Source organism: Kribbella sp. NBC_01484 (assembly GCF_036227145.1).
Taxonomy (GTDB): Bacteria; Actinomycetota; Actinomycetes; order Propionibacteriales; family Kribbellaceae; genus Kribbella.
This window is the reverse complement of record NZ_CP109437.1, coordinates 7531925-7545953: the sequence shown is the minus strand read 5'-3', so window position 1 is coordinate 7545953 and position 14029 is coordinate 7531925. Positions and strand designations below refer to the sequence as shown.

Sequence of the window (14029 nt, the reverse complement as noted above, 5' to 3'; positions counted from 1 at the left end):
CACGGTGAACTCCTCGGTGAATCCTCGTCGGATGTGGAACTTCTACTCGCGCATCAGCATCAGAGCGGCCTCGCGTTCAAGATCCAGGTACGGGTCGCCGCTGACGTCGACTGCCACCCGGTTGATCGTGCCGCCGGTGAAGGTGTGGGGCGGCTCGCCCGGGTAGTCGTCGGTGATCGGCTCACCGTTGTGCCTGCCGACGTACAGACCTGAACCTGCGATGGCGAAGGCACCGAGCTGAGTCTTGATGTGTCCCTCACCGACCTTCTCGTCCCCGTAGTAGAGCGAGAGTGTGCCGGTTGCGGCGTCGGGGTCCATCCCTTCCTTGTCGAACGAGGCCGACAGGATCAGGTTCTCGCCGGTCGGGATGTCTTTCGTCGCGACGATCTGCTGCTCGAGCGCGCCGACGAAACTGTTCACGTAGTGCAGCCGGTTGTTCTTCACGTACAGCGCGTGGCCACCGAACCTGGCGCCCATCGCGAACAGCACGCCTTCGGCTCCTGGTGCCGGGATGTCGACCAGGGCGCCGATCGAGAACGAGCGGTTGCGGGTGTTGACCGCCTGCCACTCCGAGACCGCGGCGGTGTCGGGGTAGTAGACGTACCGATCCTTCGGTGCGCTCAGCTGGGGCCGGGGGGTACCGAGGATCTCCAGTGGTGAGCGGTCGTCGAGCGGGAAGGCGTCGTTCGCCCCCGCCTCCGCGAACCAGATGTTCACCAGTTCGCGCAGCTTCTCCGGCTGCTCCGCCGCGAGATTCTTGATCTCCGACCGGTCGACCTCGACGTGGTAAAGCTCCCATTCGTCGGCGTTGAAGTGCGCCCAGCCCGACACGGTCGGGTGGGTGGTGACCGCCTTCCAGCCCTCGTGATAGATCGAGCGGGACCCCAGCATCGAGTAGAACTGTGTCCTCCGCCCGGAGTCGGCCGACGCGTCGTCGACGCTGGCCCGCATGCTGATCCCGTCGATGGGGCTCTGGGTGTGTCCCTTGATCGTCTCCGGGGCGTCGACGCCGAGGACGTCGAGGATGGTCGGGACGATGTCGATCGCGTGGTGGTACTGGTGATGGATCTCGCCGCGGGCTGTCGCACCCGCCGGCCACGAGATGATGCAGGGGTCCGCCGTACCGCCGTTGAACTCGTAGCGCTTCCACATCTTGAACGGCGTGTTGAACGCCATCGCCCAGCCGTTGGGGTAGTGGTTGTAGGTCTTCGTGCCACCCAGGTCGTCCAGCTTGGCGAGGTTCTCCGCGAGGTCGTCGTCGATCCCGTTGGCGAACTTCATTTCGTTGACCGAACCGTTCGGGCCGCCTTCGCCGCTCGCACCGTTGTCGGACACGACGACGATCATGGTGTTGTCCAGCTGGTCGGTCTGCTCCAGGTAGGTGAGCAACCGGCCGATGTGGTGGTCGGCGTGCGCGAGGAATCCGGCGTACACCTCGGCCATCCGGGCGAACAGACGCCGCTCGTCGGCGTTCAGTGTGTCCCACGGACGGGTGTAGTCCAGCGTCGGGAACGGCAAATGGTCCGGGCCGCTGCGAGTCTCGGGTGTGCCGATCGGATTCAGTGCGGGCAGTTCGGTGTCGGCCGGCACCACACCGAGCTTCTTCTGGCGGGCCAGGGTCTCCTCCCGCATCGCCTCGTACCCCTGGTCGAAGCGCCCGGCGAACTTGTCGATCCAGTCCTTCGGCGCGTGGTGGGGCGCGTGGCAGGCGCCGGGTGCGTAGTACAGCAGGAATGGCTTCTCCGGAGCGATCGCCTTGGCGTCCCTGATGAACTCGATCGCCTTGTCGGTGAGGTCGTCGGTCAGGTGGTAGCCCTCCTCGGGCGAGCGCGGCTGATCGACCGGGTGGTTGTCATAGACCAGGTCGGGGTACCACTGGTTCGTCTCGGCCCCGAGGAACCCGTACCAGCGTTCGAAGCCGCGGCCGCTCGGCCAGTTCCGGCGCGTCGCCGCGAGGTTCATCTCGTCGGTGGGGCACAGGTGCCATTTGCCCACCATGTACGTGTTCCAGCCGCGCTCGCCGAGGATCTCCGGCAGCATCCCGTTCTCCGGTGGGATCGTGCCGCTGGCGTTCGGGAATCCGATCGCTGCCTCGGTGATGCAGGCCATGCTGTTGCGCGTGTGGTTACGGCCGGTGAGCAGACACGACCGGGTCGGCGAGCACAGCGCCGTCGTGTGCCACTGGGTGAAGCGCACCCCGCGCGAGGCGATCGCGTCGATGTTGGGCGTCTCGATCGGGCCGCCGTAGCAGCTCATTGCCGAGAAGCCGACGTCGTCCAGCACGATGTAGACGACGTTCGGCGCACCGTCCGGGGCCTTCGCCGGCTCGAACGGCGTCCAATCCGCTACGGAGTCGCGGATATCGACATTGATCGTTCCTCGGAACGGCACAGGCATAACGTCCCCTCCTCATCGATTGCTGACAGCAGTCGGCCTCAAGACAGCCTCGATCGAGCCCGAATTCGAGTCGCCACCCGCCGCGGATGAACCGGTATCCCCACGTGGCAAACGGGCGGGTAGATCATCCGGGCTGTGGGATGCCCTCGAGGGTCGGGGCCGGACAGGATGGCCGTGGTGTCGGGGCTCGGCGCTGAACCGGAGATTCTGAGGGCTGGCCGATGGGGTGGAATTCGTGAGGCGGCGGATTGCGGCGGTGGTCGCGTTGGTGGTGGGGGCGGCGACGCTGGTATTCGGTGTCGTGAACGCCGTGACTGAGTTTCCGCGCGGCCTCATCTTCCTGGCGTGCGTGGTGATTGCGGTCGTAGCGGCTTGTTACGGCGTACTGCGGCGAGGAATCGCGCGCACGGCTGGGTTGTACGTGGCCGGTCTGGCGCTTGTCGGTGCGCTGCTCGTCATTGTCCTGGGTGGGGATTTCGGCCGCGACCTTCTGCTCATCGTGGGACTGCTGGTCACTCTGGCAGCCACCCGTGTCAGCTTCACCTCCCGCGTGGACCTTCCGTCCGCGCCGGCACCGCAGCATCCGGTGCTGTTCTACAACCCGAAATCCGGTGGCGGGAAGGCAGAACGCTTCGCAGTCGCCAAGGAAGCGCGTGACCGCGGGATCGAGCCGATCGAGCTGAAGCGCGGGGACGATCTCGAGACCCTGGTCCGCGGCGCGGTCGCGCGGGGCGCGGACGGACTCGCGATGGCCGGTGGGGACGGCTCACAGGCGGTCGTCGCCGCGGTCGCCGCCGAACTCTCGCTGCCCTACGCGTGCGTGCCGGCCGGCACCCGCAACCACTTCGCGCTCGACCTCGGGGTCGACCGTGACGACGTGGTCGGTGCGCTGGACGCCTTCGTCAACGGGGGCGAGCGCTTGGTGGATCTCGCCGAGGTCAACGGGCGGGTGTTCGTCAACAACGTGTCGCTCGGCGTGTACGCCGAAGCCGTCCAGCGCACCGGCTACCGTGCGGCCAAGATCCGGACTCTGCTCGACACCGTGCCCGACGCCCTCGGCGCCGGTGGCAGCGACCTCGATATGCGCTGGGCGGGGCCGGAAGGGCAGGAGCACCGCGGGGGAGCCGCCGTGCTCGTCTCGAACAACCGCTACCGGCTCGGTCGTGCGGTCGGTTCCGGCACCCGCCCGCGCATCGACGACGGTCTGCTCGGCATCACCGTCATGGGCGCGCCCGCGGATGAAGGTCAACGCCGCCTTCAGCGTCCTATGCGCGAGTGGACGACTCCGTCCTTCCAGGTCGATGCCGATCGGCCCCTGCCGGCCGGCGTCGACGGCGAGGCGCTCATCTTCGACGCGCCGCTGCGCTTTCAGATCCGGCCCGGAGTTCTCCGGGTCCGGATCGCGCCCCAGCACCCGGGCGCATCGCCGTCGGCGATGCTTCCCGAGGGCCTCCGCGACGGCCTGGCCGCGCTGGTGCGCATCGCTCTGGGCCGCGACCGGCACTCGGCAAGCTCAACCCCTGGGAGGCCGTAATGGATCTGATCGAGATCCACGAGAAGGAGCCGATGAGCCGGGAGGCCGCCGCGGCCCGATTGCGCGCTCTGGCCGACAGCCTCACCAAGGAGAACGATGTCGAGTTCGACCGAGGCGGCCTGCGCGTCAGGGTGCACGTCCCGGACGAGGTGTTCCTGAAGCTCGAGTTCGAGCTCGGGGACGACGGGAGTGAGCTCGAGGTCGAGCTCACATGGTGACGGAAACCGTTGCGTGATCGGCTCATCGCACCGGCTCTCTGCCTACGACCGCGCGCTGTACCGGTCGGTGGCAGAACTGTCGACGCCCGTGCTGGACGAGCCGCTACGACGGGTGTCCGACTTCGCCAACTTCTCCAAGCCATGGTTCCTGGTGGCCGGCGCCCTTGCGCTGTTCGGCGGCCCGCAAGGCCGGCGGGCCGCGGTCGCGGGGCTCGGGGCGATCGGGGCGGCGTCCTTGCTGGTGAACCAGCCACTCAAGAAGATGGTCGGTGAACGCCACCGGCCCGACCGGGTCGGCCTCGGCGTCCCCGTGCAGCGCTGGGTGCGCATGCCCTCGTCGGGATCCTTTCCGTCCGGACACTCCGCGTCCGCGGCGGCCTTCGCCGTCGCCGTCGGGGAGGTCCTGCCCACGCTTCGGCCGGCACTGCGCGGGGCGGCGGCGGTCGTTGCGTTCTCCCGGGTGTACACGGGCGTGCACTACCCGAGTGACGTTCTGGTCGGCGCGACCGTCGGGGCGCTGTTCGGACGCCTGGCCGGACGGCTGGCGCTCCGCGGCGGCCCACCAAAGCCAGCCGAAGACAAGGAGCACACGTCATGACAGTTCAACCCACCCAAGGCGGTGCGAACGCGATCGTCGCCAGCCGGCTGTGGGCCGGAGGCGCTGCCACGGCCATCATCGCCGCACTGATCGCGGTGGTCGGCATACTGCTTGCGCGCGGCGTCTTCGACGTACCCGTCCTCGCACCCGAAGGCGAGGGCACCTGGGGAGACGCCGACACCCTGAAGTACGCGGTGTACTGCGCTGTCGCGGCGCTGGTGGCCACCGGCCTGCTGCATCTGTTGCTGCTGTCCACGCCGCGGCCCCTGCAGTTCTTCCATTGGATCATCGGGCTGGCCACGATCGCCGCGGCACTCCTCCCGTTCGTGGCCAACGGCACGACGTCATCGAAGATTGCGACGGGGTTGATCAACCTCATCGTCGGGATCGCCATCGGCACCCTGCTGACCGGAGCGGCGCGGTCGGCCATGCGGGACCGCCGCACCACTTACTGATCGGAGTTCGGCGGTCGACGCCGCACTGCCCAGCTCTCCGCCTCCCGCAAGGCTTGCGTCGTCGATTCCCCGACCACTTCGGTGGCCTCGAAGACGCCGACCGGTTCGGACGCCCCCGTCCGGTCGGTACGACGCAGCAGCTTGGCGACGGCGTGGTCGACCCCGCTGAGATACAACCGGCCGCCGACGGCGTCGAGGGCGGTGGCGTAGTCCTCCACGACCTTGACGAACGTCGCACCAACGGCTGTCCGGCCGCGCATCCGCAGTACGACGGTTGGTACTTCGGCGCCGGCCGGGTCGGGCAGTTCGGCCTGGAGAGTGCGGGAGCCGGCGTACAGCAGGCTCCCGTACACGTCGAGGACGGTCGCCCGATAGCTGGGCAGCCTCGCGGGCGCCGGGTGTTCGCTCCACCGGCCGTCGCCGATGAGCGTCAGCTGGACGACCTTGAGGTCCGACGCCTCCTGGTTGAGCTGCAGCAGCAGCGAGAGGGACACGCCGATGCCGACCGCGGCGGCGATCGGCAGGAACAGGGTTGCGCAGAAGGTCGTGACGACCGCGATCTCCGACGTCGGGCCGGTCCGCAGGATCGACACCAGCTCGCGCGGCCGCAGCGACTTGGCCGCCGCATAGATGAGCACGGCCGCCAGTGTCGGCATGGCGACCAGCCCGATCACCTGGGAGAAGGCTGCGAGGATCGCGATCATCCACAGGCCTGAACAGATCGCCGCCCACCTGGTGCGGCCGCCGACCGTCTGGTTCAGGGAGGTCTGGCCCACCGAACCGCCGACCGGGAATGCCGCGAGGAATCTGTCCGGTGTCCTTCACGAGGGTCACCTGGTCGGCGCCGGCGAGTGCTAGGCCGGCGGTTGGGACGGCGAGCGCCACCAACGCGCTCACCCTCGCCAGCGGGGTGCGGGACAGGCCGATGAGGATCGCGAGCGCGGCGAGGCCCGCGAGCAGCGATGCGAGGTCGATCTGCCCGGGGTGGAAGATGTCTATGGCCCTCGTGAGCGCGACGTCGCCCGTGGCGTTCGCGCCGGCAAGGCTGGGCAGCTGACTGAGGATGATGTTGACCGAGATCCCAGTGAGGAAGCCGGTCATCACCGAGTGTGACACGAAGCGGGTGTAGCGCCCCAAGCGGGCGAAGCCCGCCAGGATCATCACCAGGCCGGCGATGATCGTCAACAGCAGCAGGGCTTGCGGCCGGTCCGCGGGGTCCACGCCTTCCAGGGCCGATCCGGCGGCCAGGGCCCCGGCCGTGGTCGTGGTGATCACCATCAGCTGGCTGCTCGTCGCGAATCCGCCCGCGACCGGACCGGCGAAGCTCGCGTAGAGGCCATGGATCGGGTTCACGCCGATGAGTGCCGCGGACGCCATCCCGTTGGGAACGCTGCTGATCGCGCCCGGCAGCCCGGCGATCACGTCGGCGCGCAGGTTCCGTCCCTCGGGACGGATCGATCGCAGCCACCGCAGCAGCGGGCGCGCGGTCACGCGGTGACCGGCCACGCGCGTCTCCCTCCGCGATCGAGGGTCTGATGGCTGCGAGCCTAGGGGCTGAGCGGCGGCGGCATCTCACCCTGGATGGACGATGCGGTGCGGCGGATCGGCGGGCATCGTCATCACCGTGGGGGCGAATGACCAGAAAGGGGTGGCACCATGACGCACGGCGAATACGGTCCGATGGACGACCTGGAAGTGGAGCAGGATGTCTCGAGCGGGGCGGTGGGCGGCGTCGCGTTCGCCGCGACCTTGACGGCGATGATCGGATCGTTCTCGATCGTGGCGGGGCTCGCCGCGATTCTCGACGATAACTACATGGTCAACAACCGGCGCTACGCCTTCCACCTCTCCGTCCCCGCGTGGGGGTGGATCCACCTGGTGCTGGGCATCGCACTCGTCGTGGTCGGGATCGGGCTTTTCATGAACAAGGCGTGGGCAGGGTTGGTCGCGATCATCTTCGCCGGGCTGACCGCCCTCGACTACTTCTTCTTCATTCCTGTCCAGCCGGTCTGGTCGATCGTGGTGATCGCGCTCTGCGTGTGGGTCATCTGGTCCGTGACGCACGCTCGAGAAAGCCAGGTCTGACCCGGTCGGCGTCAAGGTCTGCGGGCCGCCGTCGCTTGCCTCCGTCCCCAGTGCGCGCGGCGGCTGAGGGCGCGGACGAAGAATTCGCCCAGCTGATAGCGCGGGTCGGGCACGGTGGGGATCGACGCGGGGGAGCCGAAGGCCACGTCCTCGATGGTGAGCCGGGAGCCTCGACTCAGCGCATCGTGATAACCGACGAGTCGCCCGTCCACCCGAAGGTAGGTCTTGCCGCTGGTGTGCCAGTCGAATCTCAGTTCCGCGAAGTGCGTGCTGGGGTTCGGCAGCTGCCCGATGTCGTGCCAGGCTCGGTGCAGCCGGACCCGGACCAAGGCCTGGAAGCTGGTCAGCGGTTCGAGGCTCAGATCGAACTCGTCCCCGAGGCGAAGGATCCGCACCGACGAGCTCACGGTCCGGCCGGGGTGCTTGAACTGCAATTGGCAGCTCACTCCGATCACATCCACCAGGGGAGTGTCGAGGACATAGTGGAGGCTGCGGCCGGGTGCGATCAGGACGGTGCCCTCGGACGGACTCAGTGGGAGCGAGCTGGGCGACAAGCTGCCCGGCAGGCCGTGAAGCGACCGGATGTTGTGGTCCGGGAACTCGCGCAGCAACACTGAGCGCCACATGTCGATCCCCTATCCGGCCTGCTCGGCCGTGAGATCGGCAGGTGGGAGATCGGCCGGTTCCGCGGTCGGGGCGTCCTCCGGGAGCGGGGCACCGGAGATCAGGCCGCCGAGCCAGCGGGTGGAGGGGTCGGCCTCCAGGAGCAGGGCCTTCGTCAGCAGCGAGAGCGGGATGGCCATGACGGCGCCCAGCGGGCCGAGGACCCAGGCCCAGAAGACCAGGGAGACGAAGGTCAGCGTCGTGGACAGACCGACCGCGTCGCCGACGACCTTCGGCTGGATGATCGACTGGATGATGAAGTTGATGACGCTGTACGCCACGATCACCCACAGAAAGGTCTCCCAGCCCTGGTCGAGCAGCCCGAGCAGCGCGGGCGGGATCACCCCGATGAAGAACCCGACGTTCGGGATGTAGTTGGTGATCAGGGCGAGCAGACCCCACAGCCAGGGCAGCGGGATGTCCAGCAGGTAGAGGACCCCGACGTCGAAGATCGCGACGATCAGCCCGAAGACGGTGGAGACGATCAGGTAGCGCGTCGTGCTTCGTGCGAAGCCGGTCAGGGCGGCGGTGATCTCCGGCCGGACCCGCGCCGTCTCGCGCAGGCGGTCCGAGAAGTGGGTGGCGTCGATTCCCATGAAGAACAGCAGGATGACGACGAAGGCCAGGTTCGAGAAGACCCCGAGGAGTCCGCTCAGCCAGCCTTGCAGGACATCGAGGAGCGCCCCCAGGTCGAGCTTCTTCAGGGCGGCCTGGATTTGGTCCTGGCCCACGCCGAGGTTCGCCAGCCAGCTCCGGATGTCGTCGACAAGGCCGGCGAACTTGTCCTGGTACGTCGGCAGCAGAGTCGCCAGCTTGGCGAGCGACAAGGCCAGCGCAACCGCCACTGCCAGCAAGAAGACGATCACGACCACGAGCGCGATCAGTGCGGCAAGCCAGCGCCTGACGCCTCGTCTGATCAGCAGTTGGCGCAGCGGCGTGACAGCGATCGTCAGCACGAGCGCGAGGAAGACGGGTCCGACGATGCCCGGGATGCTGCGGAGTCCGGCGGCCGTCAGGACGGCGGCGCCCGTCCCGAGGAGGACGATCACCCCGCGCGGCAACGCCCAGGACGGAGGCGGCGGGCCGGCGCCCGGCGCCTGGCCATCGAGGGACTCCGTGGAGCCTGCGGACATGGTCGCAACCTCCCTCCCCGGACTCCATCCGGGCTTCGAAGATCGCTCAGATCACCGTGGGCAGCATCACCCGCCCTGGATGATCCTTCGCGTCATCCGATCGGGGTGAGGTGGTGGGGTCCGTCGCCGCGGGAGGCTGCTCCTGATCCCATGGCACTGACCTGAACGGCACTGTGAAGGAGGCCGGATGGGAGACGGGCCGACGGCCGACTCGGCCACCGCGCGCCAGGAGCGTTCCCCGTCCGACTACGCGGGGGCGATCTACGGGTCCCTGCTGGCGGCGTCAGTGGTGGCCGGCACCGGGCCGGGGCATCGGCCTCCGAACCCTGGCCAGTTGATCGCACTGCTGCTCGCGACGGGCGTGGTGTTCTGGCTGGCCCACGTGTATGCCCACCTGGTCGGAGAGAAATCATCCCGAGCCCTCGTGTCCCTGACGGAGTTCCGCGTCTGTGCCCGGCGGGAGTGGCCGATCGTGCAGGCCGCCGTACCTCCCGCGGCGGCGGTCGGCATCGGTGTGTTCCTCGGGTTGTCGGACGCCGGCGCCGCGTGGCTGGCGCTGGCGGTGGCGGTCGGATCCCAGTTGGGATGGGCGCTGTACGTCGCTGCCAAAGCAGGCGCCACCAGGGGCCGCCTGGTGGCTGCTGGCGTCATCAACCTCGTCCTGGGCCTGGTGATCGTCCTGCTGAAGGCCGCGTTGACCCATTGAGGCCGGTACGTCGTCCGCCAAGGGTGACGCGCCGGCGGTCGGTGCGGTCCTACTGTCGAACGCGCACTCGACGTCCGTCGAGACCGAGCAGGAGGAGTGGACACAGATGACCGGCAACCGCACTGTCGAGCCGCAGGCAGAGTCGGGCTGGGCGATGACCGGAGTCGCCTTCGCTGCCACGATGATGCTGCTGATCGGCGCCTTCCACGTGATCGCCGGCCTCGCCGCGATCCTGAACGACGAATACTTCGGGATCGTCCGGGGCTACGCCTTCCATCTGGACGTCACCGGCTGGGGCTGGATCCACCTGGTCATCGGCCTGGCGCTCATCGTCGCCGGCGTCGGTCTGTTCTCCCGAGCGGTGTGGGCAGGTGTGATCGCCCTGTTCCTGGTGGTGCTGAGTGCGATCGACAACTTCTTCTTCATTCCCTATCAGCCGTTCTGGGCGCTGCTGCTGATCGCGCTCGACGCGTGGGTGATCTGGGCGCTGACGCGTCCGCGCGCACTGCGGACCTGACGGCCGGGCACCCGTGGCCACCCCGCTGGTCCGGACCGGCGATCTCGGCCGGATCGTCGCCACCTATGTCACCTCGGTCCTGGCGCTGGCCCTGGCGGCCGCCGTGCTGTCCGGCCTGCGGTTCACGTCGTTCCAGCAGTTGCTCGCCACGGCTGCGGCGGCCTTGCTGATCGGTGCGCTGGTGCGCCCGGTCCTCGTCGCCGCGAGTGCGGCGATCGGCTGGCTCGCGGTGCTCCTGCTGGCATTTCTCGGGCAGGCCGTGATCCTCGCGGTGGCGCTCACGCTGATCCCGGGCGTCGAGGCGGACTCGTTCTGGGTCGTGCTCGCCGCCGCCTGGATCGTGGCGGCCGCGACGACGATCGTGGCGTGGCTCTGCACCTCCGGTACGCCGGAAGCCTTCACCGCGGCCCTCGTCCGCCGGACCAGGCGCCGGCGCACACCGGTCGACGATCCCGAGGCTCCCGGCGTCATCTTCGTTCAGCTCGACGGCGTGCCCTTCCCCGTCCTGCGCTGGCAGCTTCTGGCCGCCACCCTGCCCACGGTGGGCCGCTGGATCCGCGACGGCGGCTATCGGCTGGTGGAATGGACGCCGGTGCTGCCGCCGACCACACCGGCCAGCCAGTTGGGGATCCTGCACGGCCGCATCGACGGCGTCCCCGCCTTCCGCTGGTACGACCGTGCCCTCGGGCGGGTGCTGGTGGCCAACCGCGCCGCCGACGCCGCCGAGATCGAGCGCCGCGCCTCTGATGGTCGCGGTCTGCTGGCCGACGGCGGCGTGAGTATCTCCAACCTGTTCAGCGGAGACGCCGAGCGATCGGTACTGACGATGAGCAAGATCGAGCTCAAGCGGGGTTCCGCTGACACGCGTCGCGGCGTCGGCTGGTATCTCGCCCGGCCGGACGGGTTCGCGGGCAGCCTGTTCGGGGCGGTCGCGGAGATCGCCAGGGAGCGGTTCGAGGCCCGGCGGCAACGTCGGCGCGACGTTCGCCCACGGGGACACCGCGGCTGGCTGTTCGCCGGCATGCGGGCCGTGACGAACGTCGTACTGCGGGATCTCAACACCGCGCTGGTGGCCGAGGAGATGATTCGTGGCACGCGGTCCGTATACGTCGACTATGTCGACTACGACGAGGTGGCTCATCACGCCGGCTGCCTGCGGCCGGAGTCGCTGGCCGCGCTCGATCGGCTCGATCACGTGCTGGCGTGCTTGGAGGAGGTCGCCGCGGCAGCGCCCCGGCCCTACCGGCTGGTCATCCTGTCCGACCACGGGCAGTCCCAGGGCGCGATCTTCGCCGATCGGTACGGAGTCGACCTCGCCGCCGTCTGTGCACAGCTGACCGAGGCACAGGTCGAGGCCGTCGAGCAGCCGGTCGAGGGCTGGGGGCGCCTGAACGGACTCCTGGCCGATCTGTCCGGAAGTGACTCGAGCCGGGGGCGCGCCGCCCATGGCGCGGCACTCCGGGTCCAGCGCCGTTCCGCGCCGCCCACGCTCACGGCCGGCTCGGACCTGGTCGTCCTCGGGTCGGGAAACCTCGGCCTGGTCTACGCCGCCGAGGAACGCCGGCTGACGATGGAGGACATCAACGGTCGCTGGCCGGCCCTCATCCCGGGCCTGGTGAACCATGAGGGGATCAGCTTCGTCGCGGTGCTGAGCACCGAGCACGGACCGCTGGTGGTCGGGCCCTCGGGTCTTCACCGGCTGACCGACTCCAAGGTGACGGGGGACGACCCACTGGCGCAATTCGGGCCGCTGATCCCGGCCGACCTGCTGCGAGCGGTGTCGATGCCCGAGGCACCTGATCTGTACGTGAACAGCTCGGTCGACCAGGACACGGGCGAGGTCTCCGCGTTCGAGGGTCTGGTGGGCTGTCACGGTGGGCTCGGCGGGTGGCAGGGACGGGGGTTCCTGCTCGCTCCGCCCGACCTGGCCGTTCCGGACCAGCCGATCCGCGGCGCGGACGAGCTGCACCGCGTGCTCGTCGGCTACCTCGAACAGCTCGGGCAGCGCGGCGGGATCTCTCGCGACGGCGCGACACAGCTATCACCGCCGGACCGACGGAGACTCACCCACAGAGGATGAGCAAACCGGCGCGGCCGGCGGGCAACACTCGACCGAGGGGTGTCACGATGATCGACCAGACTGCCGGTAAGTGGTTCCTCCGCCCGGACGAGCGCGGTAATCCCGGCACGGACATCGACCGGGTCGGCGACGTGGACGGGTCCTGGGTCGAGGGCAACCTGGTCCGGCCGCTGATCCACGGGGCGACCTACTTCCGCCGGCTGTACGAGGAGCTCTGCGCGCTGCAGGCCGGCGACCGGGTGTATTTCACCGACTGGCGCGGCGACGCGGATGAGAAGTTGCTGCCCGACGGCCCGGCGATCGGGACGGTCCTGGCCGATCTGGCCCGATCGGGAGTCGAGGTCAGAGGGCTGTTGTGGCGATCGCATTCGGATTACCTGCAGTTCAACGCGAAGGAGAACCGGCGGTTGGGAACCAAGCTCAACGAGGCCGGCGCCGAGGTGCTGCTCGACCAGCGGGTCCGGTGGATGTCGTCGCACCACCAGAAGCTGGTCGTCATCCAGCACAAGGGGCGACGGGAACTGGATCTCGCGTTCGTCGGCGGCATCGACCTGTCCCATCAGCGCCGGGACGACGGCGAGCATCTGGGGGACCCGCAACAGGCACCGATGGATCGCAGGTACGGCGACCGCACACCTTGGCACGATGCGGCGCTGGAGATCCGCGGACCGGTCGTCGGCGATCTGCTCCGCACCTTCATCGAGCGCTGGGACGACGGCCACCCGCTGGACCGGCGGACGCCGTACCGGATGATCAGGCAACGGCTCGCCCGGATGCCGCGCCATCCGAAGTCGCTGCCGGAGAGGTTCCCGGATCCACCTCCGGCCGGGCCGCACGCCGTACAGGTGCTGCGAACGTATGCCCACAAGCGTCCCGGCTTTCCGTTCGCGCCCGAGGGGGAGCGGAGCATCGCCCGTGCGTACGGCAAGGCGTTCGGCAACGCCCGGAGCCTGATCTATCTGGAGGACCAGTACCTGTGGTCCGAGCTGATCGCGCAGGGCATCCACGATGCCCTCGAGCGGTCACCCGAGCTCCGGGTGATCGTCGTCGTGCCGCGCTACCCGGACGCCGACGGTGCGGTGAGTGGACCCCCCGCTCGCTTCGGTCAGCTGCGCGCTGTGCAGATGCTGCGGCGGACCGCGCCCGAGCGCGTCGGGGTCTACAACCTGGAGAACGCCGTGGGCGCACCCATCTACGTGCACGCGAAGATCTGCATCGTCGACGACGTGTGGTTCACCTGCGGCTCGGACAACTTCAACCGCCGCTCCTGGACCTGTGACAGCGAACTGACCTGCGCGGTCCTCGACCCGACTCCCGAGGACGGGGAGTTCGTGACCGAGGGCACCCGCCGGCTCGCGCGGGAGCTGCGGCTGGAGGTGTGGTCGGAGCATCTCGGCCTGCCGCGCCGCAACCTGGCGCGCCTCGACCCGCCGACGGGCTTCGACCTGTGGCAGCGAACCGCGGCGGACCTGGAGGCCTGGCACGCCGGTGGCCGCACCGGCATCCGGCCACCCGGACAGATCCGCCCGCACGAGCCACAACCAGTGTCCCGGTTCCAAGCGCTTTGGGCGGAACCGCTCTATCGGCTGATCTACGACCCGGACGGCCGGCCTCGCCGGATGCGCCGGCGTGGGGAGTTCTGA

The 14029-nt window shown here is 68.9% G+C and carries 14 protein-coding genes and 1 pseudogene; 10 read left to right on the top strand and 5 right to left on the bottom strand.

Annotated elements, in window-relative coordinates:
• Positions 1-42: 42 nt before the first annotated feature.
• Entirely contained in the window at positions 43-2397 is a 2355-nt protein-coding gene (locus tag OG555_RS36465; RefSeq protein ID WP_329477569.1) for an arylsulfatase, read from the bottom strand.
• Positions 2398-2632: 235 nt separating this feature from the next.
• Between OG555_RS36465 and OG555_RS36460 the strand changes: the two genes are divergently transcribed.
• From OG555_RS36460 to OG555_RS36445, 4 genes are read left to right on the top strand one after another with little or no spacing between them, the layout of a single operon-like run.
• On the top strand, positions 2633-3931 hold the full coding sequence (locus tag OG555_RS36460; protein WP_329477567.1) for a diacylglycerol/lipid kinase family protein: 1299 nt from the start codon (positions 2633-2635) through the stop codon (positions 3929-3931).
• Entirely contained in the window at positions 3931-4149 is a 219-nt protein-coding gene (locus OG555_RS36455; protein ID WP_328521065.1) for an amphi-Trp domain-containing protein, read from the top strand. Before OG555_RS36460 ends, OG555_RS36455 begins: the two co-directional genes overlap by 1 nt.
• A gap of 13 nt (positions 4150-4162) precedes the next feature.
• Complete coding sequence (locus OG555_RS36450) at positions 4163-4747, top strand: phosphatase PAP2 family protein (protein WP_329477564.1); 585 nt, start codon at positions 4163-4165, stop codon at positions 4745-4747.
• A complete protein-coding gene (locus tag OG555_RS36445; protein ID WP_329477562.1) occupies positions 4744-5202 on the top strand; it encodes a DUF6069 family protein in 459 nt (152 codons plus the stop codon). Before OG555_RS36450 ends, OG555_RS36445 begins: the two co-directional genes overlap by 4 nt.
• On the opposite strand, the gene OG555_RS36440 is transcribed toward OG555_RS36445, so the two are convergent.
• Both OG555_RS36440 and OG555_RS43005 read right to left on the bottom strand, forming a co-directional pair.
• A complete protein-coding gene (locus tag OG555_RS36440) occupies positions 5196-5978 on the bottom strand; it encodes an STAS domain-containing protein (protein WP_329477560.1) in 783 nt (260 codons plus the stop codon). The genes OG555_RS36445 and OG555_RS36440 overlap by 7 nt on opposite strands.
• 90 nt (positions 5979-6068) lie before the next feature.
• Positions 6069-6579, bottom strand: a pseudogene (locus tag OG555_RS43005) (SulP family inorganic anion transporter); the annotation flags it as partial.
• Between OG555_RS43005 and OG555_RS36435 the strand changes: the two are divergent.
• A complete protein-coding gene (locus tag OG555_RS36435; RefSeq protein ID WP_329477558.1) occupies positions 6560-6700 on the top strand; it encodes a hypothetical protein in 141 nt (46 codons plus the stop codon). The pseudogene OG555_RS43005 and the gene OG555_RS36435 overlap by 20 nt on opposite strands.
• A gap of 158 nt (positions 6701-6858) precedes the next feature.
• Entirely contained in the window at positions 6859-7287 is a 429-nt protein-coding gene (locus tag OG555_RS36430; protein ID WP_329477556.1) for a DUF7144 family membrane protein, read from the top strand.
• A gap of 11 nt (positions 7288-7298) precedes the next feature.
• Here OG555_RS36430 and OG555_RS36425 read toward each other — a convergent pair whose 3' ends face one another.
• On the bottom strand, positions 7299-7913 hold the full coding sequence (locus OG555_RS36425; RefSeq protein WP_329477554.1) for a hypothetical protein: 615 nt from the start codon (positions 7911-7913) through the stop codon (positions 7299-7301).
• A gap of 9 nt (positions 7914-7922) precedes the next feature.
• Positions 7923-9083, bottom strand: coding sequence for an AI-2E family transporter (locus OG555_RS36420; RefSeq protein ID WP_329477552.1), 1161 nt, complete (start codon positions 9081-9083; stop codon positions 7923-7925).
• Positions 9084-9270: 187 nt separating this feature from the next.
• On the opposite strand from OG555_RS36420, the gene OG555_RS36415 reads away from it, so the two are divergent.
• From OG555_RS36415 to OG555_RS36400, 4 genes are all read left to right on the top strand, one after another.
• Positions 9271-9789 carry a hypothetical protein gene (locus tag OG555_RS36415; RefSeq protein WP_329477550.1) on the top strand — a complete coding sequence of 173 codons (519 nt, stop codon included), beginning with the start codon at positions 9271-9273 and terminating at the stop codon, positions 9787-9789.
• 106 nt (positions 9790-9895) lie between these two features.
• Positions 9896-10306 carry a DUF7144 family membrane protein gene (locus OG555_RS36410; protein WP_329477548.1) on the top strand — a complete coding sequence of 137 codons (411 nt, stop codon included), beginning with the start codon at positions 9896-9898 and terminating at the stop codon, positions 10304-10306.
• Between the two features lie 13 nt (positions 10307-10319).
• Positions 10320-12386: an alkaline phosphatase family protein gene (locus tag OG555_RS36405; protein ID WP_329477546.1), complete on the top strand. Its 2067-nt coding sequence runs from the start codon at positions 10320-10322 to the stop codon at positions 12384-12386.
• Between the two features lie 47 nt (positions 12387-12433).
• The gene (locus tag OG555_RS36400) at positions 12434-14029 is read left to right on the top strand and encodes a phospholipase D family protein (protein WP_329477544.1); all 1596 of its coding nucleotides are present in this window, start codon (positions 12434-12436) and stop codon (positions 14027-14029) included.

Bases quoted from the DNA above. Each gene is read 5' to 3' on its own strand.
- OG555_RS36420 (WP_329477552.1), bottom strand. From the start codon at position 9,083: ATGTCCGCAGGCTCCACGGAGTCCCTCGATGGCCAGGCGCCGGGCGCC.
- OG555_RS36415 (WP_329477550.1), top strand. From the start codon at position 9,271: ATGGGAGACGGGCCGACGGCCGACTCGGCCACCGCGCGCCAGGAGCGT.
- OG555_RS36455 (WP_328521065.1), top strand. From the start codon at position 3,931: ATGGATCTGATCGAGATCCACGAGAAGGAGCCGATGAGCCGGGAGGCC.
- OG555_RS36400 (WP_329477544.1), top strand. From the start codon at position 12,434: ATGATCGACCAGACTGCCGGTAAGTGGTTCCTCCGCCCGGACGAGCGC.
- OG555_RS36430 (WP_329477556.1), top strand. From the start codon at position 6,859: ATGACGCACGGCGAATACGGTCCGATGGACGACCTGGAAGTGGAGCAG.
- OG555_RS36425 (WP_329477554.1), bottom strand. From the start codon at position 7,913: ATGTGGCGCTCAGTGTTGCTGCGCGAGTTCCCGGACCACAACATCCGG.
- OG555_RS36435 (WP_329477558.1), top strand. From the start codon at position 6,560: ATGAGTGCCGCGGACGCCATCCCGTTGGGAACGCTGCTGATCGCGCCC.
- OG555_RS36445 (WP_329477562.1), top strand. From the start codon at position 4,744: ATGACAGTTCAACCCACCCAAGGCGGTGCGAACGCGATCGTCGCCAGC.
- OG555_RS36465 (WP_329477569.1), bottom strand. From the start codon at position 2,397: ATGCCTGTGCCGTTCCGAGGAACGATCAATGTCGATATCCGCGACTCC.
- OG555_RS36410 (WP_329477548.1), top strand. From the start codon at position 9,896: ATGACCGGCAACCGCACTGTCGAGCCGCAGGCAGAGTCGGGCTGGGCG.